Source organism: Shewanella sp. 5_MG-2023 (assembly GCF_030547465.1).
GTDB lineage: Bacteria > Pseudomonadota > Gammaproteobacteria > Enterobacterales > Shewanellaceae > Shewanella.
Genome location: NZ_JAUORC010000005.1, coordinates 115,415 through 140,706 on the forward strand (window position 1 = coordinate 115,415; position 25,292 = coordinate 140,706).

Genomic DNA, 25,292 nt, shown 5'->3' on the forward strand with positions numbered 1-25,292 from the left:
GGATTAATAATGACAATTAGCACTCAAAACGAAAAGCTATCTCCATGGCCTTGGCAAGTTGCCCCAAGTGATGCCAGCTTTGACCCTGCCGCTATCGGTAATAAATTAAAAGAGCTTTCCCAAGCTTGTTACTTGGTGAGCCATCCTGAAAAAGGCTTAGGGGTTTCTCAAAAAGCCCAAGTTGTCACAGAAAGCATTAGCAGCGGCCAAGACTTACCTGTCAGCGCTTTTGCACCCGCACTTGGCACCCAGAGCTTAGGTGATAGTAACTTCCGCCGTGTACACGGGGTTAAATACGCATACTATGCTGGCGCAATGGCTAATGGTATTTCATCTGAAGAATTAGTTATCGCCCTCGGTCAAGCGGGCATCTTATGTTCGTTTGGCGCTGCGGGCTTAATTCCTTCACGGGTAGAGCAAGCCATTAACCGCATTCAAACGGCGCTGCCAAACGGCCCATACATGTTTAACTTAATTCACAGCCCAAGCGAGCCAGCCCTTGAGCGTGGTAGCGTTGAGTTATTTTTAAAACATAAAGTACGCACCGTTGAAGCATCGGCTTTCTTAGGCTTAACACCGCAAATTGTTTACTACCGCGCGGCAGGTTTAAGCCGTGATGCTAGCGGCAATGTGGTTGTTGCTAACAAAGTTATCGCCAAAGTGAGCCGCACCGAAGTCGCGATTAAGTTCATGCAACCTGCGCCAGTTAAAATACTGCAAAAATTGGTTGATGAAGGCTTAATCACCCCCGAGCAAATGGAGCTAGCTCAGCTTGTTCCTATGGCTGATGATATTACTGCAGAAGCTGACTCTGGCGGTCATACCGATAACCGACCTTTAGTGACGTTACTGCCGACTATCTTGGCCTTAAAAGACAAGGTACAAGCTGAATACAACTACAACCCGCCTATTCGTGTCGGTTGTGGTGGCGGCGTGGGTACCCCTGATGCCGCGCTGGCGACCTTCAATATGGGCGCAGCTTATATTGTTACCGGCTCTATCAACCAAGCGTGTGTTGAAGCAGGCGCCAGTGAACATACTCGTAAACTGCTTGCCACCACTGAAATGGCTGACGTGACCATGGCACCAGCTGCGGACATGTTCGAAATGGGCGTGAAACTGCAAGTGGTTAAACGCGGCACCCTATTCCCAATGCGTGCTAATAAGCTATACGAGATTTATAGCCGTTATGAGTCAATTGAAGCGATTCCAGCAGAGGAGCGTGAAAAACTTGAAAAACAAGTATTCCGTTCAAGCCTTGATGAGATTTGGGCAGGAACAGTGGCGCATTTTAACGAACGCGATCCTAAGCAAATCGAACGCGCACAAGGTAATCCAAAACGTAAAATGGCGCTTATTTTCCGTTGGTACCTTGGCCTTTCAAGTCGCTGGTCGAATTCAGGTGAAGTTGGCCGTGAAATGGATTACCAAATTTGGGCAGGTCCAGCACTTGGCGCGTTCAATGAATGGGCAAAAGGCAGCTATTTAGATGATTATACCCAGCGAAATGCGGTAGACTTAGCAAAACACTTGATGCACGGCGCAGCTTATCAAGCACGTATTAATCTACTGACCGCCCAAGGCGTAGCAATACCAGTAGCATTACAACGTTGGAGCCCGCTTGATCAGGTCAAGTGATTAAGTGCTGTAATCAAGCTAAGACAATTTTCATATAGGTAGCGGTAATGAGCGAAACACAAAAACTGGATTTTTCAGCGGTAAATGGCACCACACAAGAGTCATTTAACCAACAAAAGAACTTGATAAAGCGCATGCTGAAAGGCAACAGCGCAGAATGCAGTGAATGTAAAAAACCGCTCACGCTGCAATTGCCGCCTAATACTAAAAAGGCGAAGCCGACAGACAAAGCACCAGGAATATATTGTGCCAAAGGTTGTACTGATATAGAACTGGATATGGAAGCAGTGGCGCTGTTGAAGTAATTGGCTGAACTAATTAGCTTAAATAAGCTAATTTAGTTTATTCAAAGTTTAAAGCTTAAAAAGAAAGGCATCGAAAGATGCCTTTTTTGTTGCTTAAAGTTCATGGTTAATTTCAACTTCTAGTACGACAAAATTTCCTAATCTACTGCCACTTTTAAGCTTAACCAATAGGTACGCCTTACGCCTAATTACGCTATGACTGAAGTCTAAAAATTTTCATTGATCTAATCACTTTTTTTGACAGGCTAACTTTTAGCTTAGCTATGATCTTTTTAGGATTAACATCAAGATTTTTCAAGTGGTAAGCCAACTTGTGACGGTAAATAATCATTAAGCGTTTATTAGTCAGCTTGCCAGTATTTACGGTACGAATATGCTTAAAGTAATAGGATAAATTACGTCTATTACGGGTGCGTTGATAGAAATTATCGCTGTTGATATCACCTTGCCAATATTCCAATACCACAGAAGACAGCATCCCTAAATTCAGTAAAGCCCGAGGTATACGATGACCAACACCTGTAATAGTTAATGATTTAACGCAATGACTAAACCGTCTTTTATGCAGCTTATCAACCACAGTTAATGGATCATAAATAATCGTTAATGCGGCACGACACTGGCTGGCATCTAAACCGCGTAGACTGTTGTATTTAGCCGCCTTGGGCTCCCATGGCACAATATTAGCGTTAAAGGTACTCACAGGCATCAATAATAATGCACGGTCAATTGCTAACTTGTCAGCATACAATGCTACAGCAAAACCACCTCGACTGGCACCGTAACCAATTCTGCTTGGGAAAATAGCTAAATCGTCACTGAGATCATCTATGAATGATTCAAAAATGGGTGATTCGAATAGGTTATGCTCGCCAATATGCACAAAAGAGATTACATTCATTTGACGTTTAGCAAAAAAGTCAAAACCCCATGGCGACTGACCTGAAGCGATTTTACTATCACCAAAAAATTCAGTACCAGGCGGAAAGGTCACCATGATAGGTTGGTTAACATCAAATATATGATATTGAATAAATACATCATCAACTTGGATTCTGACTTGCTGATTCAATTTAAGCATTAGCTCACTCTATCAATACACAAACACCTTTAATCAGTGCTTACAGGAATATATTGATTGTTGCAAAATTAAAAATTGAATAAAATTTTATTCATTGCTTTGTTACCCCTCAAAATGCAATTAGCTCAAAAACTCCGCATCTGCACATCGTATCGGTAAACGAACAACAACAAATTAAACATTGTTACAACGACGGTAACATTATGGGTTGACCACTGTTAATGTTGCCGGTTAAAAATAATAAAATCGCACAAGCTACTTGAACCTTTGGAATAGACACCAATTTATCAAAACAAAAAGCCAGCAAATAATGCTGGCTTTGGCGTTAGAACTAAAACTTATAAAACAGGTTTTATGCTTTAGCAAACTTATAGGTGCGGTAACCGCCGATAAGGTTTCGGGCTTTAAAGCCGTTATTCACCAGCTGACGATAAGCGACGTTACCGCGCAGGCCTACTTGACAATAAATGACGATTTCTTTGTCTTTTGGTAATTCGCTCATGCGTTGACGCAGTTGATCTACAGGGATATTAATCGAGCCAGCGATACAGCCACCCGCTTCAAGCTCGCCTGGGTTACGGACATCTAACAAGAGTTGATCTGCCGATAAATCATCCATTTCTTCAAAATGTATCGCGCTTGCATCACCTTTGATAAGGTTATTGGCTACAAATGCCGCTTGGTTGATGACATCTTTAGCGCTGCCATAAGGCGGTGCATAGGTCAGTTCAAGGTCTTGTAGCTGTTCAACTGTCATACCGGCACGTTGGGCAACCGCCATCACATCAATACGTTTATCGACCCCATCTTTGCCCACTGCTTGAGCGCCAAAAATCTTGCCTGTTTTAGGGTCAAATAGCATTTTAAACGAGACAATTTCTGCGCCTGGGTAGTAGCTTGCATGGCTTGCGGTATGCACATACACTTTTTGGTATTCAACGCCATCACGCTTTAATTGCTTTTCATTTTGACCTGTTGAAGCAACTGCAAGGTCAAAAATCTTACAAATTGCGGTGCCTTGTGTACCCTTATAGGTTTCATTGCGGCCAAGCATATTATCTGCTGCCATACGCCCTTGGCGGTTAGCTGGCCCTGCTAGCGGCACTAAGGTTTGCTTACCAGTCACAAAGTCTTTGTCTTCTACTGCATCACCAACGGCATAGATATCTGGATCACTGGTTTGCATGTTTTCATTGGTATAAATACCGCCTAAATCGCCAATTTTTAAACCCGCTTCTTTAGCAAGTTTGGTTTCAGGTCGAACACCAATGGCCATAATAAGAATATCAGTCTCTAAGGACTCACCATTATTAAGGCTAAGGCTTAACTTACCTTGCTTGTGTTGGTGGGCTTCATTTTCGCCCGACTCAATACTTAAGATATGATCGCAAGGAGTAAACTCAACAGCTTCAAGTGCTACTCCAAGTTTTAAATCCACACCTTGCTGGCGAATTTCAGCATGAGCAAATCCTGCCATTTCACGATCAACAGGAGTCATCACCTGCTCGGCCATTTCAATTAAAGTGGTTTTTATCCCTAGTTGATGAAACGCTTCCATCATTTCTAACCCAATAAAGCCACCGCCAACCACTGTTGCGTGCTCGGGTTTATTGGTTTTGATGGTATTAAGAATGCGATCCATATCTGGGATATTGCGTAACGAGTGCGTCAGCGGATTATCAATGCCAGCAATAGGCGGAACAATGGGGCCAGCACCTGGGCTAAGTAACAGCTTGTCATAAGTTTCAGTGTATTCATTGCCACTGATCAAATCTTTTACCGTGACCGACTTAGTTACGCTATTGATTGCAGTTACTTCATTCATGACGCGAACATCAACGTTAAAGCGTGCCAAGAAACTTTCTGGCGTTTGTAGCAATAGCTTGCTTCTATCTTTGATGTCACCACCAATATGGTAAGGCAAACCACAATTGGCGAACGATACGAACTCGCCTCGTTCAAACATGATGATTTCAGCATCTTCACTAAGGCGACGAGCACGCGCTGCAGCTGATCCGCCACCCGCTACACCACCGATAATTAAAATTTTTGACATGACTCTCTCCCGTTACAACCGATTGCTGAACTGAAATAACTGTAATGGCAACTTAGTGTTTTGCGACGATGTCGTCTGCCATACTTTTTATTCATCGTTCTATATAGTCCACATATTGAATAAAACACATTATCCATAAGTTTTTTCTAATGCACAACTAGTTAAACAAAATTTCATAAGATTAGATTTTATTAATATACCCGCTCTTGTATACTGCTCTAAAACCTTGCTTTAACAATGGCTTGTGTGAAATTAATGCTGCGCGATAGCGTTAATTGTTACCACGCTGACAATTAGGTGTTACAGCCGTTAAATTATATTGGAGTGTTGAATGACAGAATTCACCCCTTGGAGTGCCTTATTTGGCGGAATGCTATTAGGCCTTTCGGTAACCATGCTCATGCTATTGAGTGGCAAAACAGCCGGGATCAGTGGCATTTTAGGCGGCATTTTTGGCGCTAACAACAAAGACAGAGCATGGCGAGTGGCTTTTGTTATCGCCATGGCTGCCAGTTTATTGTTTGACCCTTTAATGGGCCTTCACACTGCCGCTTTACCTGACTATTCATTAACTTGGTTATTGGTTGGCGGGTTAGCTGTCGGTATTGGTACCCAACTCGCTAATGGCTGCACTAGCGGCCATGGTATTTGCGGCATAGGTCGCCTATCAATGCGCTCAATGATTGCCACTGTGATATTTATGTTAAGTGCGGCGTTAGTGGTGTGGTTGTCTGGAGGTGTGCATGTTTAAGGTCTTAGTAGGGTTAATCACCGGGCTGTTATTTGGCTTAGGTATGAATATTTCGCAAATGGTAAACCCTTACAAGGTGTTTAATTTTTTGGATGTCACCGGCAATTGGGATGGCAGCTTAGCGTTTGTTATTGGTGGCGCACTATTGGTATTTTTGCCAAGTTATCATTTTTTAATCAAACCCCGTACTCATGCCGTTAATGGCGATGAAATGCCAACGACGCCACAGGGGCTTACACCTAAGTTAATTATTGGCTCAGTTATTTTTGGTCTTGGCTGGGGAATGGTAGGCATTTGCCCAGGACCTGCGGTGGCAAGTTTGTTACGCGGTGAGTCGGCGATTTACTGGTTCATGGCCAGTATGCTGCTTGGCTACTACGGGAGTAAAAAAATCTCTTGGCCAATGAAAAGCTAGTCCCCTTAAGAAACGCAGTAGGACCTTGCGCGATTAAGCTCAAGTGAGCGCTTAGCATTTTGCAGCACCAAAATATCTATCCCTTTTTGAAAAATGCCAGCGATATAATCGCTGGCATTTTTTTATCGCTTAAAGCTAACTGACTGAAGCATCTGGCAGCTTTTTCATATAAGCCATAACCACTAACCCTAGCCCCAATAGCACAAATGGCACGCTAAGCATTTGCCCTACACTCATACTCCAATCTTGGGCAAAGTCAGCCTGTCTTACTTTTACAAATTCAATTAAATAACGTGAGCCATAAACCAACGCTAGAAATAGCCCTAATAATGCCCCTTGTTTTTGTTTCATCTCAGTAAAGCGATATAGCAGCCACATTAGAATAAATAGCCCTAAATAGGTGATTGCTTCATATAATTGCGCCGGATGACGTGGCAGCATATCAATACGCTGAAAAATTATTCCCCAAGGCTTATCAGTTGGCACCCCGACAATTTCTGAATTGGTAAAATTAGCCATACGGACGAAAAAGCAGAAAATCCCCGTAGCAATGGCAATGCGATCCATCAAGAATAAAAACGGTAACTGCACCTTGCGTTTATAAAGGTACATGGCTAATAACACGCCGACCGTGCCGCCGTGACTGGCAAGCCCGCCTTTCCAAATGGCAAATATTTTTAAGGGGTTGGCAAAGTAATAGCCTGGCTCATAAAATAACACGTGCCCTAATCGCGCCCCCACAACAATGCCAACCACGCAATATATGACTAAATCATCTAATGACTCAACATCAAGCTCTTCAAGCACATAAATACGCCTCATAACCAAAAAACCACTGATAATGGCGGTGGCAAACAACACGCCATACCAATGTATTTTTAGCCCCATAAACGACAACATAACAGGGTCTAAATTCCAAACTATATGCTCCAAAATCGATGCTCCATATCAGATTGAACAATAAACATGCTAGCAAGAGTATTACGTGCTTCTAGGTGGTAATTCAAGCAGTTATTACTCAGGGCTCTGAGTTAGCAGCAAAATCATCCTTATCCCAAGTAAAATTATTTTCCGTTACTGCTGTCATTTATCACCAAAAACCAACGATACTGCCGACTCAGAAATGCTAGCCCTTGTCCGTTAAGCTATGATGGTATATTGGGTGTATTGATCCTCGTCACTCAAAGCCGCTTAACAACTAGGAGCTATCGTTATGAGTATTACCACCATTGATGCCCAAACAGCCTTGATCGTAATCGATTTACAACAAGGTCTGGTGACCTTAGATACTTGCCACCCCATCCAAGAAGTCATCGAGAATAGTTGTAAGTTAGTGTCGTTATTTCGCTATGCCAGTTTGCCCATTGTATTAGTTAATGTTGATGGCATCGCTCCTGGGCGCACCGAACAAGTCAGAGTGCAGCAACAAAAACCAGAAAATTGGAGCCACTTGATTGATGAGTTACAACCTCAGCAAGAGGATTTACAGTTAACCAAAAACACTTGGGGCGCTTTTGCTTCAACTGAGCTGCATAAGTACTTAGCATCATTAAAAGTCACCCAAGTAGTCATTAGTGGTATCGCCACCAGCATGGGGGTGGAATCAACCGCAAGACAAGCATTTGAGCTGGGCTACAATGTCACCATCGCTACAGATGCCATTACTGATTTTAATATGGATGTTCATAACAATAGCGTTAACTCTATATTCCCAAAGCTGGCTGAAACCGGTACCACTGCAGATATTGTCGCTAGAGTTTCTACTGACCACGCCTAGTCTTAACTGACCACGCCTAGTCTTAACTGACCACGTATAGTCTTAACTGACAACGAGTAAGCACTAGGTTAATAATACAGTCCCATCGTTTTAACCGCTTTCAGCCCCCTAAATCCATAGTTGATTGCAGCGATTGACTGCACCGCTTAACTAACGACCTATCAAAATGGTGCCATCTAGGCGGTTCAATCAAGACAGTTCAATAAAACTACTGCTTTGTTCCACCCTTTCTGCACCAGTTCTGCACTTTAATTGATTACCCTAACCTGACAATAACCTTGTATTCCGTTCATTTACCAAAAAATAGCGTCATTATCAGGAGTTTCTTATGCTCAACATTGCTTGCTTTTCATCGACTCGATTAACCGGGATCCCCTTACATTTTTTATTACTCGCAAGCCTTAGCTGTGGTTTATTACTTTCAGGTTGCAGCGGTAACGACGAAACCACAGATCCCGAAGACACCACACCTGAAACTGGCATTATCATTCCAGAAGAGGATTACAGTGACACAGATTTTGAGACCATTGATTGGACTGATGAGACTCACAGTAAAAATGTCGATCCTAATTTTGAAGAAGTATTCAGTGATACTGAAGTCAAACGCTTAGATTTTGTGGTTACCGAAGACCGCTGGAATAGCATGCTCGATGATATGACGAACACCTACGGCAGTTTTGGCACATCTTCAGGTTCTAATAGTCTTCTAGATAGCGATGAAAACCCAATAATGGTGCCTGCGGATATCTATTATGAAGGCAAGCAATGGTATCGCGTTGGGATCCGCTTTAAAGGTAACTCGTCGTTGCAATCAAGCTGGCAGAACGGCGTGCTTAAGTTGTCGTTTAAGTTAGATTTTGATGAATTTGAAGATGATTACCCCCAAATCGATAACCAACGCTTTTATGGTTTCAAAAAGTTAAGCCTGAAAAATAACTATGATGATGAGTCACTTTTACGTGAAAAAGTCGCTGCTGATGTCTTTAAAGATGCGGGCCTTGCAGTATCACATACCGCTTTTTACACCTTGTATGTTGATCATGGTGACGGCCCTGAATATTTTGGCTTATATACGCTGGTTGAAGAAGTCGACGATACTGTGATTGATAGCCAGTTTGCTAGCGATGATGGCAACCTATATAAACCAGAAGATGATGGAGCCATGTTTATTGAAGGCACATTTAGCCAAGACAACTTTGAGAAGAAAACCAATGAAGATGATGAGGATTGGTCAGATATCCTCGCATTATTTGACGCCTTACATGACGATACTGCCAGCACTGACCCACAAACCTGGCGCGCAAACCTTGAAGCGGTATTTGATGTGGATGTGTTCCTTAAGTATTTAGCCGTAAACGGGGTGATTCAAAACTGGGACACCTATGGCCTAATGCCGCATAATTTTTACTTATACAACGACCCAGATACCGCAAAACTCACCTGGATCCCATGGGACAATAATGAAGCCTTACAAGATGGCAAAATGGGCGGCGCTCTAGCGTTAGATTTTGCCGATATTAATTCAAACAGCTGGCCACTGATTGCTAAAATTTATGCCGATGACACTTATCGCGATACCTATAACCAATATTTACTCACTGTAATTAATGATGCCTATGAAACGAATAAAATGCAGGCGATCTACAACAGTTACTCAGCATTAATTGAGCCCTATGCCACCACTGAATTGTCAGGTTATTCATTCTTAGAAAGCTCAAGTGACTTCTATCGCGCTATTGATGAGTTAATCGAACATGCAGAAAATCGCACTGAGGCCGTGGTTGACTATCTTGATAAGCAATAGTGATTTCTGAAGCTTTAAATTGTTAATCTATTTATTGCAAAATTCGGTCTAAGCAACAAATTAGGGAATGACAAAAGACCTGAGGAAAGTAATTCCCCCTTTTGGCTGCTTAGCTGTTTTATTTCACTTGGTCATTTTGCCCTTGTAATAATAAGACACGGTGAAACAGATTAATTTTAAAGTTAACATATTGAAATGCTAATATTTAAATCTTAACAATAGATCATAAATACTTGACCGCTATCAATTTATCCATAATGCAGCTCAGGCAAAATGTAGCCACTTTTATATCCTCTAATGGTTACCATGCGTATAAATCAACCTATTATAAATAGTGAGCGAGCACTCACCAATAACTGCATTCTGTTATCGACCACCGACCTTAAAGGAAACATTAAATACGCCAATCAAGAGTTCATCAACATCTCAGAATTTAGCGCAGATGAATTACATGGGCAGCCCCATAATATTGTTCGCCATCCAGATATGCCGCCCCAAGCATTCGAGTCTATGTGGCAATGTATTAACTCCGGAAAACCTTGGGTTGGTATCGTCAAAAACCGTACTAAAAGCGGTAAATACTACTGGGTTAATGCCTATATCTCGCCAGTATATGAAAATGGTGAAATACATGAATTTCAGTCGATTCGTCGTAAAGCAACCAAAGCCCAAATTGCGACTGCAGAAAAGGTTTATCAGCAACTCAATGATGGCATAGCGCCAAAAGAACTCGCTAGTCCCATCATGAGTTTTGTCGGCAAGCTAAGTTTATGGGCAATGTTTATCTTGTTAATCAGCACAATTGCCACCAGCATGATTTCAACTCCAGCCCTTAGCATTGCGGCCGCGACAATCTGCACTATTGTCGCAGCACTAGGCATAAACTACCTTTGCCAACCCTTGAAAGCGTTAATGGTTAAAGCCACTACCATCATTGACGACCCCATTGCCTGCGGCATTTTAACCGGTAGCCAAACTGACATAAGCAAAATCGATTTAGCATTAAATTACTTAATCACTGAAACCGGTGGCGTCGTTGGCCGCATGGCTGATTCAGCCACATCAATTAGTGAACAAAGTGAGCAACTTAATCAGACTATTATTGATACGCGTGAGCGTGCTCAAAGCCAATGCCAGCAAACTACTCAGGTCGCCACAGCCATGGAGGAAATGACCACCAGCTTTACTGAAGTCAGTGATAACACCAATAACACAGCTCAAGAAATTACCCGTAGTCATAACGCTTCCACATTAGGTCAGGAACGTATGGTGAATGTAGTTGCTGCCATTAGTAAGTTAAGACAAGAAGTGACCCATTTCTCAACCATTGTTGAATCAATTGAACATGACAGCCATGCTATTTCAGCAGTACTTAGTGAGATAAAAGGCATTGCTGAGCAAACTAATTTGTTGGCGCTTAACGCCGCCATTGAAGCCGCCCGAGCGGGGGAATCTGGTCGAGGTTTTGCCGTAGTGGCTGATGAGGTGCGTCAATTGTCGATGCGAACCACTGAGTCCACCACTCAAATTGGTAGCATTGTGAGCAATTTTCAGCAAAGTACCCAAAGCGCAGCTAAAGCTATGGATGCAGGTCAGGCACAAGCAGATCTTTCAGTGAAATTAGCAGAGGATGCCGATAGCGCTTTTGATCAGTTACGCGCCTCGTTAGATAATATTCAGGCGATGGCAGAAATGAATGCCACCGCCATGAGCCAACAAGCCTCGGTAGCCGAAGATATCAGTCAATCCATCGTGGTGATTAATGAGTTATCCAATACCAGCTTAGCGCAAACAGACCAAGCTAAAATCAAATGTGAGCAAATGACTCGTTTATCCAATAAAACGGCCAACTTGTCGAAGCAGTTTTGGCAACAAAGCGTTCAAAGGGAGCATTAATTCCCATAGAGCAAAGTCGCTATTTAAAAAGCACGATGTGAAAAAGTCGCTAGAATTAACACTAAAGGGTCGAGTTTTCGCCCCTTTTTTCATTTAAGGTTTACATATGTTTAAGTCGGCGCGTCCCCATATCCAAATGCTATTTTTCACCTTCATCATTGCGATGACTTTTCCTGTAGGCAAGCAATTAATGCTTGAGGTTCCACCAATGATTGCCACTTGGCTTAGATACGTTATTGCTGCCTCATTATTTGTGGTCCTATTAATTGTTACTCGGCGCTTTAATTTACCTAGCGCTAAAAGCCTATTGCGTTATGCCTTAGTATCCTTGCCCGCACTGGGTTATTTTTCTGCCATGTTTAGTGCCTTAACTAAAACCTCGGCCTTTGCCACCAGTGCACTCTCCACTGCGCTGCCGTTAATTACGGCTGTATTAACCATGCTAATTTATAGAAAGGTGGGTAAGTTAAGCCATTGGTTAGCACTTATTGTCGGCTTTAGTGCGTCACTTTTTTTAGTCCTGCAGCAATCGAATGCTAACTTGGATTTTGAATGGAACACAGGTTACAGTCTGTTTATGCTGGGCTGCATTGCTATGGCAGCTAATCCTCTGGTCATAAAAGCCTGCTATCGACAAGAGAACTTTATGGTATTTACTGGCTGGAGCCTAATCGCTGCCGCGATTATATTATCGGTTTGTTTAACCCCACAGATAATCGACTTCAACTGGCAACAGGTCTCTGGCAATGCTTGGTTGGCGTGCTTATACCTTGCTGTTTTTGCCACTGCGATTAGCTTTTTCCTGTTTCAAAAAGCCAGTGTAAAATTAGCACCGCAACAAGTTTCAGCTTATGTTTTTCTAATCCCGGTGTTTGTATTAATGACAGGTGGCAATATCGATGTTAACTGGATTTATACAACCATTGCCATGCTACTGCTTAGTGCGGCAATGTATTTACTGATGCGAAAGCAATAAGGCATCTTTATAGCGCTATTCGCGTTAAGTGTTGGCCTTAGGTCGTAGCACATTCCAACGTAGCTGTTTTTAGGTTTGTAAAAATGCCTGTGTTGTATTTCTGTGTCGCCATACTTTGTTGATAGCCGTTGTCTTGCAACAGCAGCACTTAGTTTGTGGAGTGGAGTCAGTAGTGTCATAGCTAATTTGGCCACCTAGTTAGAGATGATATCATCACCTCATAAGTTAACAGGTGACACTATGAGCAACGTACAAGAAGACTTTTTCGCGCAGGGTTCAAACTTGAATCTTCTCAATTTAGTGCTAGCTCAAAATTACTCAATTGTTGAAGCTGCTCAAACCATGAGTGTAGGCAAGCCAACCATGGATAAATGGATTCGTCAATTTAGAGAGGTTCGACATTAACACAAGTAGGCACACACCACACATAAAACCCACAACCACAACAATGGCTTAACCAATATTAAATGTCATTCATGTACTTGCCTTACATGTTTAAGCAGCGCTATTCTTACTGCCTAAGGTTATGGTTTTTTTGATGCCCCTCAATTTTAAACGTCGCACCAATCCTGAAAGTTAGCCAACGCTATATTCAGTTACCAGATCTACTTATTTTAATGTAACGGAGTTAGCCAATGAGAAATTTACAACTATTCAGCACCGCATCTGTCGATCACTTACTATGGTCAAGCAAAGTTCAAGTTGCACATATGGACTCACCTGCATTAGATATTTTTACTGACTTTGATGTTGCCCGTCCAATCGTAGTTGATGCGTCAACCACTGCGGTAGGCACAGGTAAAATCATGGAAAAAACCCATGCTTATATGCGACTTGTTATTGATAAGGATGATAAATTCCTTGGTGTGGTTACCATGCAAGAGCTCTCACATCATAATTTATTAATGACAGCGAAAAAGCTAGAACACAACATTGATGAAGTGCTAGTGACTGATGTCATGGTAAAAAGAGAAGATCTTCAAGCGTTCGACTACGATCAAATTTCTACCGCTAAAGTCAGCGATGTGGTACGTATTTTAAAAGAAAATAGTCTACACCATATGCTGGTGATTGATCACGAACAGGATCATATTCGCGGTATCATTGCTGCCAGTGACTTAGCCAGAAAACTCAGTGTGCCTATTGAAATTCATCAACGCCCTTCATTTAGCCACATTTTTAATACTGCCGGCTAGAGAAATTAGCGGCAAATTAACTCTTAGCAATGATACAAATTCAATCTATAAGCCTTACTCTACAGGCTTATAGATTTATCATTCTAGATCCATATATTCAGATTAACCAAAATTGTACTTATACCATCGCCCAAACCGTATCCAGTCAACTTAGTGAACTACCCCGCAACTTTCGCTTCGCTCGGATCACGGGGATCTCGACAGATATTGATAAAGACACCGTGATTAAGCCACTTCAAGTGTAAATTCAATGCTGCAATTTCTGCCCTGATCTTTGGCGCGATAAAGCGCACTATCCGCTTTTTCAATAAACTCTCTGGCCGTTGTATCAGCATCTGGCGTCATGGTAACAAAACCCACACTCAGTGTGACCAACGATTCCGCCCCTTGAAAGTGAGGAATAGTTAATTCATAGACACCTTTGCGAATATCTTCTGCCAGTGCAGCCGTATCTACATTTTCGCCATAACAAATAATGGCAAACTCTTCGCCACCATAGCGGCACACCACATCTGTCGAACGGCTGCATACTCGGGCAATACACTGAGCCACTTTTATTAAGCATTGATCGCCCTGATAATGACCCAAACTATCGTTGTAAGCTTTAAAGTAATCAATATCACACATGATTAAAGAGACATTTTTCTGTTCTCTTTTGGCTAAATTAATGACGAAATCTAATTGAGAATCGAATTCACGGCGGTTATTAAGCCCAGTTAAGCTATCAATTTTCAATAATTTAAACAGCTCAGCACTGGTGCGTTCACATTCAATCACTCCAAATAATATGATTGCGTTGCCCTTATCATCACGCAGAACCGCCCTTGCCTTACTGGTAAAATAAAGTACTTCATCAACGCGACTGTCGTAATAAGGAAAACGATTATTGAACTCTTCGATAACGCCATTTTTTAATTTAAGGTAGTCATCGCGGATCTTGTTGGCTTTTTGGGAATCTTTGATAGCAATATTTTTATTGTAATCTCCAGCAATGGGACAGGTTCTTTTAACGCTGTGATGATTTAATTGTTTATCCAAAGCAAACATGTCACACATACTATCGTTGCAATAATAGGTATTAGAGTCTTCAGATAAATCGATTAACCACCATGACACACCAGAGAAATTGAACAAGTTTTGATATAAATGATAATACTTTTCTATACAGGAATTAGGAAATGTCATATTTAATTAGCCGCTCATTTATAGCTAATTTATTAGCCTGATAACAGACTAACTTTCCTTTTAGCAGGATTTAAGATAAAGGTCTTTCGCTAAAAGTATAGACCTTAAAATCAAAATTTCCTCTTTAAGCTTTCGCGGCTAAGCATCAGATTACTATCTTGAACAAAACTATTTAGCCAACCATTGCTGGGTTAGCAAAGGCGTATTGTTCGACATGTAAGCCTCAATTGAATGACTATCCTGGTACTCTTTTCCTGCCCATAGTTTAATGGTAAAAACATCACCAGCATTAACCATTCCCACACCTTTTGGGGTACCGGTCATCACAATATCACCGTCTTCTAAACTGATAAATTCAGTTAACGATTGCTTAATGGCAGATGTGCTATACATCATTAAGTCGCTGTGACCCACTTGGATAACTTTTTCGTTGATTGATAATTGAAAAGCCCACTTTTCGCAGGCTGATTTACCTAATGAATCAAGGGGAATAAAGTCACTGAATAGCGCCGAGCCGTTAAAGGCTTTTGCCCGTTCCCAAGGTAGTTGCTGGGTTTTGAGGCTAGATTGCAGTGCCCTTTTGGTTAAATCTAACCCCACACCTACAGCTGAAAATTGGTTATTTTTCATGACAAAACATAACTCAGTTTCGTAATGAATAGGCTCTTGTTGAAAGGCAATAAGCTCTGTTGTGATGGCCGAATTGGGTTTTAAAAATACCACCATATCTGCAGGTATCTCATTGCCCAGCTCTTGGATATGATCGACATAGTTACGACCAATACAGACGATTTTAGAAGGCGTCATCTTTACAGGGCTTGAATTAGAAATAGCAGCTAAAGCCGAAGACGATGAGCTAACGGTTGGGTTGATGATTGATACGGAATGTAAAGCCACGATAAGTCCTTATTTTATGACTCAGTTTTGTGAATAAAAACCAATTTAAATTAAGCGCCAAGCAAGTATGATGCGGATGAATCTACCAAAAATCTTCCTGATAATGCCCTTCTGCCCAGCAGCATTCTAAATTGCATATTGTCACGAGCAGTCAATGTCAGCTCAATATCAAAATGATGCTCACCAATGATAATCGGCGTTTTTATCACATAACGGCTGGTTATATGTCCGCCAGAATCTTTGACATTACGACGATCAAACACCGCAAACTCACACACAACTTCACGCAGCGACTTTTGCTGAGGATGAAACCACACTTTAATCCAATCTTGGTCATTTTTTATAAAGGGTTCAATTTTAAAAGCATGTAAGCATGATGTTTTGGCGCCGGTATCAATTTTCATATTGACCCGTTCATTAGCAATTTCTGGAAATGTGGCCCATTCACACCAACCAAGCACTTGTAACGATGTCGTCATGGTAAACCTTTAACGTTTTCTGTTTAATCCCAAGGCTAGACTATCAATACTGCAATAATTAGCCTTTGACAGTGCATAGCGCTAGCTTAATATAAGCCTTTCTGATACTTAACCCTAGCTGTTAATAGATTGAATTTAACCTTAATCTATATGATTGAACAAGTATTTGAACTAATGGTTATCATATGCCGTTATGAGACAATGAATGATTAAGACTAATAAGGCAGCCAATGTATTCTCAACAAAGCTTTAATTTTTTAAGTCAATTAGCTGATAACAACAACCGAGAATGGTTTAAGCAACATCAGCAAACCTATGAAGATTTGGTGCGCACCCCAACCCTTAAGTTTATCGAAGCCATGCAAGGGCCCATCCTCAGCTTATCGCCAAGGCTGACTGCAGTACCTAAAAAAGTCGGTGGCAGTATGATGCGCCCTCAACGAGACAGTCGATTCAGTAAAGATAAAAGCCCTTATAAGCTTAACGTCGGTATTCAGTTTCGGCATTTTCAAGCAAAAGATGTCCATGCCCCGGGCATATATTTACACCTTGCCAATGATGGTTGTTTTTTAGCGGCAGGAATATGGCATCCTGAATCAAAAGCCCTCAATGCCATTCGTCATTGTATTGATGAAAACCCTAACGGTTATAAAAAGGCTTCGGTACAATTAGCCGCAGCTGGGTTTGAGTTATCTGGGGACAGTTTAATAAGACCACCGCGTGGATTTGATAAAGATCATCCATTCATTGAAGAATTAAAGCGCAAAGATTTTATTGCCATCAAACCTGTCACCATTGAGCAAGTTTGCGCTGATAATTTTGTTGAGTTCTGCGCTGAAGAGTTCAAGCATACCATTGGTTTAATGAGCTATTTATGCTTTGCCTTAGACTTAGATTTTTAGTGATAATGACTTATATCATCGTGATAAAACGGCCGTGGATAGAGTTTGCTTTAAAGAGATAAACATTCGCCGCTAAACGAGACTAACCAAGACACTGAAAACCAGTGTCGGTGAATTAGCGGCCAATTATCCAAATTTCAACTAGTATAAAACTAGAGACTAACATTAGCAGAAGGCATTTAAGATGACAGCATTCTCGCGCCTATATTCTGCCATTAATCCAAAAGAACTCAGCAAAGAAACGATGATAGTGCTGATGGCGCTGTATTTTGCGCTGGTGATTAACTTTGGGCTTATCCAACGTATTTTTCAATTATCAACTGATAGCCATTTAGTGTTCTCTCTTACGCCGGCGCTCGTACTCTTGGGCATTTTTATCATTGTTTTTTGTTTATTTTCGTCTCGGTTTATCTTTAAACCCTTACTGACAATCTTACTGCTCACCTCTGCAGCAGCCATGTATGGCACCATGAAATACCAGGTATATTTTGATTACGCCATGATTTAAAATATCTTTGAAACCAATACTGGCGAAGCCCTGTCCTATATCAGCACCACGTCTATTTTATATATCGTGGTTTTGGACTAATTCCAACCATATGGTTGTGGTGAGTGCGCCTAACGCCATCACAAAGCGTAGTTAAATCCTTAATGAGACGCTCAACATTAGTGGTTGTAGGCTTAGGTTTAATAGGAGTCGTGCTGCTAGGCTTTTATAAGGACTATGTGTCCATGGGGCGAAATAATACTTACCTTAAAAAAATGATCATACCAGCCCATGCTTTCAATACGGTAAAATATCTTTATAAAAACAACTTTGTCACCCCCTTGCCTTATACCGTTAGAGGCCAAGATGCACGCTTAATCGATATCAACCCAACTAAGCCAACTTTATTTGTACTGGTCGTCGGCGAAACAGCCCGCGCTCAAAATATGGCTTATTACGGTTATCATCGAAACACCAATCCTTACACTGAAAATTTAGACTTCATTATTGTTAATAACGTCAGCTCATGTGGCACCGCGACCGCGCATTCATTACCTTGCATGTTTTCCGACCTCACTCACGATAATTATAACCGTGAAAAAGCACTGGCCAGTGACAACCTACTAGACATTATTCATACAGCAGGCGCAGAAGTGGTGTGGCTTGACAATGATGGCGGTGATAAACATCTGGCAGCCCATGTGATTGAGTTTAATATTCCGACTGACTCAAGTGATGACTTGTGTGACGGTAGTAGCTGTTATGATCAAGTTCTGGTGCGCGAGTTCGCTTCACATATCGAGCAGAGATTAGAAAATAAGCAGCAAACCTTAACCAATCAATTATTGATATTGCACACGATAGGGAGCCATGGGCCTACCTATTTCAAGCGTTACCCTAAAGATAAGCAGCATTTTAGCCCCGCCTGCGAGCGCAGCGATCTTGAAAATTGCAGTGATGAAGAAATCATCAATGTCTATGACAATACCTTAGTTTATACCGATTATATTTTGTCAGAAATCGTAAAACTATTAGAGCTATATGCCAGCGATTATGAAGTGGCAATGATGTATATCTCTGATCATGGTGAATCACTAGGTGAAAGCGGCATGTATCTTCATGGCACCCCTTATGCCTTTGCGCCAGCAGAGTAAACCCATGTGCCTTGGTATCTATGGTTACCAGAAAGCTACACCCAGTCAAAGCAACTCGACCGTCAATGTATCATCACGCAAGTGAGTCAGGGGACACATTCCCATGACAATTTGTTTAATACGCTTATCGGCTTGTATGGCGTCGATACCCATTTACTCGATACTTCGCTTGATCTTAGCCATTCTTGCAAGCAAACAACTGAGCTTTTGGGGACAAAATAGCATTTAGTGATAGCGATTTAATCTCTGCTATCACTCGTCGCCCTCAAACTAGTCGCAATAAATATGGCCTAAATTAGCCGCCGAATTAGATTTTTAATCAACTTCATCTATATTTATCTAATAAATAAAATGATTAGCTATCAGCCCGTTAATTACGTACTCACCGACAATGTTAAAGGCTCACGGATGATAAAAATGCGCTTTTCCCGAGCTTCGACTCGATACTATTTCACCGCCCTTTTGGCCTTTTCACTATTACTGACGCAATCTTTTGCCCATAGCGCGCCAAAGAATATCAAATCCATCGTTAATCGCGCTGAGTCCCCAAGGGTTGGTACCGAAGAGCTGATACTCCCCTACGCTTTCAGCACTGACTCAATGGGATTAAACTTAGGCATTGGCACTATGGTCAGTGGTTATGGACAAGAACAAATGACGATTGGCGCTACTGTCTATGGTGGCGATGTCAGTTACGGTGTTGGCGCAGGAATTTGGAACTTTAAAATACCACGAACCGAACGCTTCTTTTTAAGTGCCGTTGGCTTTGTCGGTTATTATCCACAGAAAAAAGCCTACGCAGGGGGCACCTTAAATTATACCCCTGCAGGCACACCTATCCCTGGTAGTAATGACTCATCAAATGAACAGTTTTTACAAGCTGATGGCTCGTCAAACTGGTGGAATATACAGCTTGAATACACCCTACCCATTGGCGCAACACGTGATAAAGGCCAAGTACACTATGAACTAACCCGCGGCTTGCTGAGCTCAAAACCCTCTGGCGGTGACAGCTGGAATCCGCTTGAGTCTGGAGCCACAGTGGCGACACTGAAACAATTTAACCGCTTTGAAACCTTTGAATTTGAAGACGGAGAATTAGATGGCGCCGTTCATGCGATGAGTTTAGGACTGCTTTATGATAATACCGACTTTTCACGAAACCCCAGTTACGGCAGTAAGCAGTTTGTCGCCATTTCCCATGATGCGGCTTGGCTAGATTCTGATAATCAGTGGACATTTATCGAATTTGAAGCCAGTAAATACTTCTCTTTTGGCGCCTCCGACTGGGCATCCCAGCGTATATTAGCGTTAAATTTTTGGACAGGTTACTCGCCCTCATGGAAGCTTGAGTATAACGACGAAGGAGGCAGGCGGATCACCAATGATGCCCCTTACAGCGAAGGCGCAACACTTGGTGGTTTTTATCGAATGCGCGGTTATGACAACAGTCGTTTTCATGATAAAGCCTCCATATACGGCACTGCAGAATATCGCTATACCTTCAAAAACAACCCCATCGAAGATGTAAACTGGCTTAAATTTTTACGTCTAGATTGGTTTCAATTGGTGGGCTTTGTTGAAGCTGGCCGCGTTGGCGAGGCTTATACCGCCAATGAATTATTAACCGATTTGAAATTTGATTACGGCGTTTCTCTTAGAGCATTAACCGCAGGGATCATTGTAAGGTTTGATATCGCCCAATCAGATGAAGCCACCAATGCTTGGGTGATGGTAGACCACCCATTTTAATAGAGCTGTTTACTAAATTGTCTTTTATCCACAAAATGGAAGGCGACTAATCTAAGGATTAGTCGCATTTGAGGTCACATACCTTGATTTAACCGCTGTTGACCTTGCAACCACGGATTTAACAACAGTAGCAGTCATGGTAAACTGCAGCACTATTATCCCCATTGCGCTGCAAAGCCAACCTGAGTGAGTCATGGAACCAGTTAATCAACCCCATCTTCAAGCTAATACTCCCGCAGAAAAAAGAGCATTAAGCTACTCTGCCACCATCAAAAAGTTATTCGATGAAGTATTAGACACCAAAATGCCTGCTGATAGGATTGTGGCAAACTACTTCCGTGAGCACAAAAAGCATGGCTCAAAAGATCGCCGCGTGATCCGCGAAACCTTATTTGGGCTATTTCGTTGGTGGGGCTGGTTAAAACAGCTGGGTTCTCAGCATGAGCAACAAACTTGGTATCAAATGCTCAGCACTTGTGCCTTACTTGAGCAGCATCAATGGCGTCAGTTTGCTGATGCGTGGCAACAATTTGGCGGCTTAAGCCCCGAACAAGTCAGCTTGATAAATCAAACCATTGACGCTAATGATGTTGCTAACTCATCTAATCCGCAATCAAGTGCAAACTTTGATGTTAGCCATAAAAATAGCCTTATGGGCCAGTTATTCACGACCATTGAATTTGCTGAAACTCAACTATTACCCGATTGGTTTTGGGCGCTATGCACCATTGATGATCAGCAAAACAAACTAAAATTGATTGAAGCCATGAGTAGCCGTCCTCCCATTTGGGCAAGAGCGCAGCGCATTGATACAGCATCAGCTGTTACCACATTACAAGCAGCTGGTATTGATGCCCTAGCCAATGAATACTTTACTGATGCATTAAGCCTTGGCAGCAAAAGCATTAACCTCAATGACGTTGATTTATACAAACAGGGCAAACTTGAAATTCAAGATTTAGCCTCGCAAGTTATCGGCAATGTCTGTCAGCCTTTAGCAAACGAGCAATGGTGGGACACCTGTAGTGGCGCGGGCGGTAAGACATTACAGCTGCGCTCATTGATGCTGCAAAATGCCGCCTCAAACAACAATACAGCAGGTACTATTACCTCATCAGATATTCGTTCAAAAGCCCTAGAAGAGCTTAATAAGCGCGCTAAACGAGCAAACTTTGACAGCATTACTGTGGCGCGCTGGAAAAGCGATGCTTTACCGGTAGCCAAAGCCCATTTTGATGGCGTACTGGTTGATGCCCCATGTAGTTGCACTGGCACATGGCGCAGAAACCCAGATATGCGCTGGATAGATGAGCCAAGCTGTATCGAAGATAAACCCGCACTGCAGTTAGATATTTTAACTCGCAGTTCAAAGGCGGTAAAACCAGGCGGCAAACTCGTCTACGCAACCTGCTCATTATCACCGCTTGAAAACGAACAAGTGGTGCAGCAATTTTTACAACACAATAGTGACTTTGAGTTGATCACCAGCGTACACCCATTTACCCAAGCTAAGCTTGAGCATATTACCGTATGGCCCTTTGAAGCCAATAGTGACGGCATGTATGTGGTGAGAATGATGAGAAAGTAATGTCCCTATTTATCAATAAACGATGACAATAACTATTATCAAAAAAGGCCTTCACAAATATTTGTGAAGGCCTTTTTAATTATTCAATGGCAGCACTCAATAGCAGTACTGTACGCCCGTATTAAAATTTGATAAAAAATATGGTTACCATGAACGGTTATAACTCAATAGTTTAATAATTTTCTGAGGGCGGATATCGTTTTCTTATAATAAAGTTTGTTACTTTAGTGTGCCGCACTTGTTCAAGCTCTCTGAATAGCAGGAATAATTATTAGGCACACTTTACATCCTTTATATTAATGCTTTTTGAGCCGCTTCAATATTTTTTACTCTAGCCATAAGCACCATAGGATCAAATGTGGATTCTTTGAAGCCAAACCTTGTGTAAAAATCTTTGGCTGAGAAGTGCTTTCTACCATGCTTAAAACCAAGCCTTACGATAAGTAACCGTTATCTGTTAAATAGCTAATCACTTGTAAAGCACATTGCTCAATATCTTGCTCTGCGGTCTTCACATGAATTTCAGCATTCGTCGGCGCATCATAAGCTGAGTCAATGCCGGTGAAGTGTTTAATCTCGCCCGCTCTGGCTTTTTTATATAACCCTTTAGGGTCGCGTTGTTCGCAAATCGCTAACGGGGTATCAATAAAGATTTCGATGAATTCATCTGCTGCCAACAGGCTTCGCACCATGTCGCGATCAGCTAAAAAAGGCGAAATAAAAGCAGTAGACACAATCAGCCCCGCATCGACAAATAGCTTGGATACTTCACCAACCCTACGAATATTTTCAACTCTATCAGTATCAGTAAAGCTTAAGTCACCATTTAGGCCATGGCGAACGTTATCACCATCGAGCACATAGGTTTTACAGTTTAGATCATGAAGCATTTTATCAACTGCATTGGCAATTGTAGATTTACCAGAGCCACTTAACCCTGTGAACCATAAAACGGCAGGCTTATGACCATTTAGCTTAATGCGCTGTGCCCGAGACACACTTGCCAAGTGCCAAACAACATCTGTTGACTTGTCACCAAGCACATTAACGTCTTGGTAGGGTGTATTTGACATGATTATTCCTTGTTCACTTTTTAGTTCTGTTAATACTGACAAATATTATGTTTTTATTGTTTAAAGCTGCCCATTAAAACGGGAAAAATATTGGCACGCTGATGTTCACGATTAAGCCGTAAACAATACTGACGGGCAAACCGACTTTGACAAAGTCTTTTAGCTTATATTGACCTGCATTAAACACCATTAAATTGGTTTGATAACCGTAAGGGCTAATAAAACTGCCACTGGCAGCAAATGCCACAGTCATCACAAAAGGTAAAACATCCACCCCAAAACCGAGCGCCAAACTATAAGCAATGGGAAACATTAGCGCTGCAGCAGCATTGTTGGTCACTAATTCAGTCATCAACCATGTGAGAATATAAACCATAATCAAGGCAATATAAGCATGCTCTTTATCGACACTCTGATTAACCACATCACCAATTAATTCGACAACGCCAGCATTAACCAATGCATGGGAAAGTAAAATGGCAGAGGCGACGATGAGCCAAATATTGACCGGTAATCGGCGCATCACTTCATTGACGTTAAGTGACTGACTAAACACCAGTAGCCCTAATAAAATCACTAAGCTTTCAAGTAAATCAATGACCCCAAATGCGGCAAGGGCTATTGAAGTTAAAAAGCCACCGACAGCTAACCATGCCCTCCAGCCGTTAAGGCGTATCTCAGTTTCGACGCCGCTAAGCACAATAAAGTTTTTGCTTAAATTACGTCGAGATTTAAAATCCTCACCGACAGATAACACTAAAAAGTCACCCGCTTGTAACTCGACTTCACCAAGTTTGCCAGAGACATTTTCGCCATCTCGGCGAATCGCCACCACGGCGGCATCAAATAGTGCTCTAAAGCCGACTTTCTTTAGTGTTTTTCTCACTAAAATACTTTCTTGCTTTACCACCACTTCAGTGAGATTTGAGCCTTTTAAATCATTTTTATGGGCAAATGTTTCAAGCCCTGAAAACTGGCCTAATTGTCCTAGTTTTGCAATATCACCACTAAAAATAAGTCGATCATCTTGTTGTAACACTTCTGTTGGCGCGACCGGGGTGATTAACCTTCCCTTTCTAACGACCTCAACTAAAAATAATGACTCTAAATGCCGTAAACCATTGGCCTCGACAGAGCGGCCAATCAGCTCTGAGTTTTCGATGATTTTTGCATCAATAAAATAACCTTTATTACCATCAAGAGTCTGTTCATTTTCTGGCAAAAACCTGACACACACAGCTAACACGGCCCCGCAACAAATCACCAGTATTAAGCCGATAGCGGTAAAAGAGAAAAAGGCTAATGAACGCCCTTCAACATCAATATACAGGCTATTTACAATCAAATTGGTTGAGGTGCCAATTAAAGTCAGCGTGCCACCGAGAATTGCCGCGTAGGATAAAGGCAATAATAATTTACTGGCAAAATGATGCGGGTTATTACGTATTGGCGACAAAAGCGTCGCCACCACCGCGGTATTGTTAAGTAGCGCAGAACAAATCGTGGTGACACCAAACAGCCGTAAAAAAGTGGCTTTATAGCCAACAACAATCACTTTTGAGGCAATAACTCTCAGCAATCGGGTTTTCTCTAACCCGAAAGAGCAAATGATTAATAGAATGAGTGTGATTAACCCAGGGTTAGCAATACTCGATAATAATTGCGCTTTAGACACCAACCCAAGTGCAACTAATGATAATAAGGTCACACCGCACACGGCAGCAGGTCGACTTTGAAATTTTAATAAACCACAAATCGTTAGTATGAAAATACTTATTGTTAAGTATGCATCTGTAGACATAAATAGAAACCAACCTCAAGGATACAAAGTCAAAAAAAGCTGCAAGCTAATCAATCGCATTGCAGCTTTTTGATAAAGC

Annotated in this window: 22 protein-coding genes and 1 pseudogene; 15 read left to right on the top strand and 8 right to left on the bottom strand. The window is 41.8% G+C overall.

Features of this window, described 5'->3' with window-relative positions:
* Positions 1 to 9: 9 nt before the first annotated feature.
* On the top strand, positions 10 to 1,638 hold the full coding sequence (gene pfaD / locus Q4557_RS04100) for an eicosapentaenoate synthase subunit PfaD (RefSeq protein WP_303410857.1): 1,629 nt from the start codon (positions 10 to 12) through the stop codon (positions 1,636 to 1,638).
* Between the two features lie 47 nt (positions 1,639 to 1,685).
* Positions 1,686 to 1,943 carry a hypothetical protein gene (locus Q4557_RS04105; protein ID WP_076537243.1) on the top strand — a complete coding sequence of 86 codons (258 nt, stop codon included), beginning with the start codon at positions 1,686 to 1,688 and terminating at the stop codon, positions 1,941 to 1,943.
* A 193-nt stretch (positions 1,944 to 2,136) separates the two neighbouring features.
* Here Q4557_RS04105 and Q4557_RS04110 read toward each other — a convergent pair whose 3' ends face one another.
* Positions 2,137 to 3,024 carry a hypothetical protein gene (locus Q4557_RS04110; protein WP_303410859.1) on the bottom strand — a complete coding sequence of 296 codons (888 nt, stop codon included), beginning with the start codon at positions 3,022 to 3,024 and terminating at the stop codon, positions 2,137 to 2,139.
* 352 nt (positions 3,025 to 3,376) lie between these two features.
* Complete coding sequence (locus Q4557_RS04115) at positions 3,377 to 5,080, bottom strand: FAD-dependent oxidoreductase (protein ID WP_303410861.1); 1,704 nt, start codon at positions 5,078 to 5,080, stop codon at positions 3,377 to 3,379.
* A 331-nt stretch (positions 5,081 to 5,411) separates the two neighbouring features.
* Here Q4557_RS04115 and Q4557_RS04120 point away from each other — a divergent pair, with 331 nt between their 5' ends.
* Together Q4557_RS04120 and Q4557_RS04125 are read left to right on the top strand one after the other, a co-directional pair.
* The gene (locus tag Q4557_RS04120; protein ID WP_076537249.1) at positions 5,412 to 5,831 is read left to right on the top strand and encodes a YeeE/YedE family protein; all 420 of its coding nucleotides are present in this window, start codon (positions 5,412 to 5,414) and stop codon (positions 5,829 to 5,831) included.
* Positions 5,824 to 6,246 (top strand): DUF6691 family protein, encoded by a 423-nt coding sequence (locus Q4557_RS04125; RefSeq protein WP_303410864.1) that lies wholly within the window; start codon positions 5,824 to 5,826, stop codon positions 6,244 to 6,246. The genes Q4557_RS04120 and Q4557_RS04125 overlap by 8 nt, the downstream gene beginning before the upstream one ends.
* 135 nt (positions 6,247 to 6,381) lie before the next feature.
* On the opposite strand, the gene lgt is transcribed toward Q4557_RS04125, so the two are convergent.
* Positions 6,382 to 7,179: a prolipoprotein diacylglyceryl transferase gene (lgt, locus tag Q4557_RS04130; protein ID WP_303410866.1), complete on the bottom strand. Its 798-nt coding sequence runs from the start codon at positions 7,177 to 7,179 to the stop codon at positions 6,382 to 6,384.
* Between the two features lie 280 nt (positions 7,180 to 7,459).
* Here lgt and Q4557_RS04135 point away from each other — a divergent pair, with 280 nt between their 5' ends.
* The 6 genes and pseudogenes from Q4557_RS04135 to Q4557_RS04160 all read left to right on the top strand — a co-directional run bounded on the left by Q4557_RS04135 (position 7,460) and on the right by Q4557_RS04160 (position 13,895).
* Positions 7,460 to 8,023, top strand: a complete 564-nt coding sequence (locus Q4557_RS04135) for an isochorismatase family protein (protein ID WP_102520740.1) — start codon at positions 7,460 to 7,462, stop codon at positions 8,021 to 8,023.
* A gap of 328 nt (positions 8,024 to 8,351) precedes the next feature.
* On the top strand, positions 8,352 to 9,827 hold the full coding sequence (locus Q4557_RS04140) for a CotH kinase family protein (RefSeq protein ID WP_303410870.1): 1,476 nt from the start codon (positions 8,352 to 8,354) through the stop codon (positions 9,825 to 9,827).
* Between the two features lie 306 nt (positions 9,828 to 10,133).
* Positions 10,134 to 11,723 (top strand): PAS domain-containing methyl-accepting chemotaxis protein, encoded by a 1,590-nt coding sequence (locus tag Q4557_RS04145; protein ID WP_303410872.1) that lies wholly within the window; start codon positions 10,134 to 10,136, stop codon positions 11,721 to 11,723.
* Between the two features lie 106 nt (positions 11,724 to 11,829).
* On the top strand, positions 11,830 to 12,699 hold the full coding sequence (locus Q4557_RS04150; RefSeq protein WP_303410873.1) for a DMT family transporter: 870 nt from the start codon (positions 11,830 to 11,832) through the stop codon (positions 12,697 to 12,699).
* A 245-nt stretch (positions 12,700 to 12,944) separates the two neighbouring features.
* Positions 12,945 to 13,089: pseudogene (locus Q4557_RS04155) on the top strand (IS3 family transposase); the annotation flags it as partial.
* A 245-nt stretch (positions 13,090 to 13,334) separates the two neighbouring features.
* Complete coding sequence (locus Q4557_RS04160; protein WP_102531623.1) at positions 13,335 to 13,895, top strand: CBS domain-containing protein; 561 nt, start codon at positions 13,335 to 13,337, stop codon at positions 13,893 to 13,895.
* A 225-nt stretch (positions 13,896 to 14,120) separates the two neighbouring features.
* Here Q4557_RS04160 and Q4557_RS04165 read toward each other — a convergent pair whose 3' ends face one another.
* The 3 genes from Q4557_RS04165 to Q4557_RS04175 all read right to left on the bottom strand — a co-directional run bounded on the left by Q4557_RS04165 (position 14,121) and on the right by Q4557_RS04175 (position 16,456).
* The gene (locus tag Q4557_RS04165; RefSeq protein ID WP_303410874.1) at positions 14,121 to 15,080 is read right to left on the bottom strand and encodes a diguanylate cyclase; all 960 of its coding nucleotides are present in this window, start codon (positions 15,078 to 15,080) and stop codon (positions 14,121 to 14,123) included.
* 168 nt (positions 15,081 to 15,248) lie between these two features.
* Positions 15,249 to 15,887 (bottom strand): fumarylacetoacetate hydrolase family protein, encoded by a 639-nt coding sequence (locus Q4557_RS04170; RefSeq protein WP_102475771.1) that lies wholly within the window; start codon positions 15,885 to 15,887, stop codon positions 15,249 to 15,251.
* A gap of 140 nt (positions 15,888 to 16,027) precedes the next feature.
* Positions 16,028 to 16,456, bottom strand: a complete 429-nt coding sequence (locus Q4557_RS04175) for a RimK/LysX family protein (protein WP_102437565.1) — start codon at positions 16,454 to 16,456, stop codon at positions 16,028 to 16,030.
* Positions 16,457 to 16,686: 230 nt separating this feature from the next.
* On the opposite strand from Q4557_RS04175, the gene Q4557_RS04180 reads away from it, so the two are divergent.
* The 5 genes from Q4557_RS04180 to Q4557_RS04200 all read left to right on the top strand — a co-directional run bounded on the left by Q4557_RS04180 (position 16,687) and on the right by Q4557_RS04200 (position 22,339).
* On the top strand, positions 16,687 to 17,358 hold the full coding sequence (locus Q4557_RS04180; RefSeq protein ID WP_303410876.1) for a DUF2461 domain-containing protein: 672 nt from the start codon (positions 16,687 to 16,689) through the stop codon (positions 17,356 to 17,358).
* Positions 17,359 to 17,542: 184 nt separating this feature from the next.
* Positions 17,543 to 17,866 carry a phosphoethanolamine transferase domain-containing protein gene (locus Q4557_RS04185; protein WP_303410880.1) on the top strand — a complete coding sequence of 108 codons (324 nt, stop codon included), beginning with the start codon at positions 17,543 to 17,545 and terminating at the stop codon, positions 17,864 to 17,866.
* 143 nt (positions 17,867 to 18,009) lie between these two features.
* Positions 18,010 to 18,999 carry a phosphoethanolamine transferase gene (locus Q4557_RS04190; protein WP_303410983.1) on the top strand — a complete coding sequence of 330 codons (990 nt, stop codon included), beginning with the start codon at positions 18,010 to 18,012 and terminating at the stop codon, positions 18,997 to 18,999.
* 417 nt (positions 19,000 to 19,416) lie between these two features.
* The gene (locus Q4557_RS04195; RefSeq protein ID WP_303410882.1) at positions 19,417 to 20,751 is read left to right on the top strand and encodes a BamA/TamA family outer membrane protein; all 1,335 of its coding nucleotides are present in this window, start codon (positions 19,417 to 19,419) and stop codon (positions 20,749 to 20,751) included.
* Positions 20,752 to 20,944: 193 nt separating this feature from the next.
* The gene (locus Q4557_RS04200) at positions 20,945 to 22,339 is read left to right on the top strand and encodes an RsmB/NOP family class I SAM-dependent RNA methyltransferase (RefSeq protein WP_303410884.1); all 1,395 of its coding nucleotides are present in this window, start codon (positions 20,945 to 20,947) and stop codon (positions 22,337 to 22,339) included.
* Positions 22,340 to 22,773: 434 nt separating this feature from the next.
* Here the strand turns inward: Q4557_RS04200 and cysC are convergent, their stop codons facing one another.
* Both cysC and Q4557_RS04210 read right to left on the bottom strand, forming a co-directional pair.
* Positions 22,774 to 23,412: an adenylyl-sulfate kinase gene (gene cysC, locus Q4557_RS04205; protein WP_102437575.1), complete on the bottom strand. Its 639-nt coding sequence runs from the start codon at positions 23,410 to 23,412 to the stop codon at positions 22,774 to 22,776.
* A 73-nt stretch (positions 23,413 to 23,485) separates the two neighbouring features.
* Entirely contained in the window at positions 23,486 to 25,213 is a 1,728-nt protein-coding gene (locus Q4557_RS04210; RefSeq protein WP_102437577.1) for an SLC13 family permease, read from the bottom strand.
* Between the last annotated feature and the right edge of the window lie 79 nt (positions 25,214 to 25,292).

Coding starts and splice junctions, on each gene's coding strand:
- pfaD (WP_303410857.1), top strand. CDS start 10: ATGACAATTAGCACTCAAAACGAAAAGCTATCTCCATGGCCTTGGCAA.
- Q4557_RS04105 (WP_076537243.1), top strand. CDS start 1,686: ATGAGCGAAACACAAAAACTGGATTTTTCAGCGGTAAATGGCACCACA.
- Q4557_RS04110 (WP_303410859.1), bottom strand. CDS start 3,024: ATGCTTAAATTGAATCAGCAAGTCAGAATCCAAGTTGATGATGTATTT.
- Q4557_RS04115 (WP_303410861.1), bottom strand. CDS start 5,080: ATGTCAAAAATTTTAATTATCGGTGGTGTAGCGGGTGGCGGATCAGCT.
- Q4557_RS04120 (WP_076537249.1), top strand. CDS start 5,412: ATGACAGAATTCACCCCTTGGAGTGCCTTATTTGGCGGAATGCTATTA.
- Q4557_RS04125 (WP_303410864.1), top strand. CDS start 5,824: ATGTTTAAGGTCTTAGTAGGGTTAATCACCGGGCTGTTATTTGGCTTA.
- Q4557_RS04135 (WP_102520740.1), top strand. CDS start 7,460: ATGAGTATTACCACCATTGATGCCCAAACAGCCTTGATCGTAATCGAT.
- Q4557_RS04140 (WP_303410870.1), top strand. CDS start 8,352: ATGCTCAACATTGCTTGCTTTTCATCGACTCGATTAACCGGGATCCCC.
- Q4557_RS04145 (WP_303410872.1), top strand. CDS start 10,134: ATGCGTATAAATCAACCTATTATAAATAGTGAGCGAGCACTCACCAAT.
- Q4557_RS04150 (WP_303410873.1), top strand. CDS start 11,830: ATGTTTAAGTCGGCGCGTCCCCATATCCAAATGCTATTTTTCACCTTC.
- Q4557_RS04160 (WP_102531623.1), top strand. CDS start 13,335: ATGAGAAATTTACAACTATTCAGCACCGCATCTGTCGATCACTTACTA.
- Q4557_RS04165 (WP_303410874.1), bottom strand. CDS start 15,080: ATGACATTTCCTAATTCCTGTATAGAAAAGTATTATCATTTATATCAA.
- Q4557_RS04170 (WP_102475771.1), bottom strand. CDS start 15,887: ATGACGCCTTCTAAAATCGTCTGTATTGGTCGTAACTATGTCGATCAT.
- Q4557_RS04175 (WP_102437565.1), bottom strand. CDS start 16,456: ATGACGACATCGTTACAAGTGCTTGGTTGGTGTGAATGGGCCACATTT.
- Q4557_RS04180 (WP_303410876.1), top strand. CDS start 16,687: ATGTATTCTCAACAAAGCTTTAATTTTTTAAGTCAATTAGCTGATAAC.
- Q4557_RS04185 (WP_303410880.1), top strand. CDS start 17,543: ATGACAGCATTCTCGCGCCTATATTCTGCCATTAATCCAAAAGAACTC.
- Q4557_RS04190 (WP_303410983.1), top strand. CDS start 18,010: ATGAGACGCTCAACATTAGTGGTTGTAGGCTTAGGTTTAATAGGAGTC.
- Q4557_RS04195 (WP_303410882.1), top strand. CDS start 19,417: ATGCGCTTTTCCCGAGCTTCGACTCGATACTATTTCACCGCCCTTTTG.
- Q4557_RS04200 (WP_303410884.1), top strand. CDS start 20,945: ATGGAACCAGTTAATCAACCCCATCTTCAAGCTAATACTCCCGCAGAA.
- cysC (WP_102437575.1), bottom strand. CDS start 23,412: ATGTCAAATACACCCTACCAAGACGTTAATGTGCTTGGTGACAAGTCA.
- Q4557_RS04210 (WP_102437577.1), bottom strand. CDS start 25,213: ATGTCTACAGATGCATACTTAACAATAAGTATTTTCATACTAACGATT.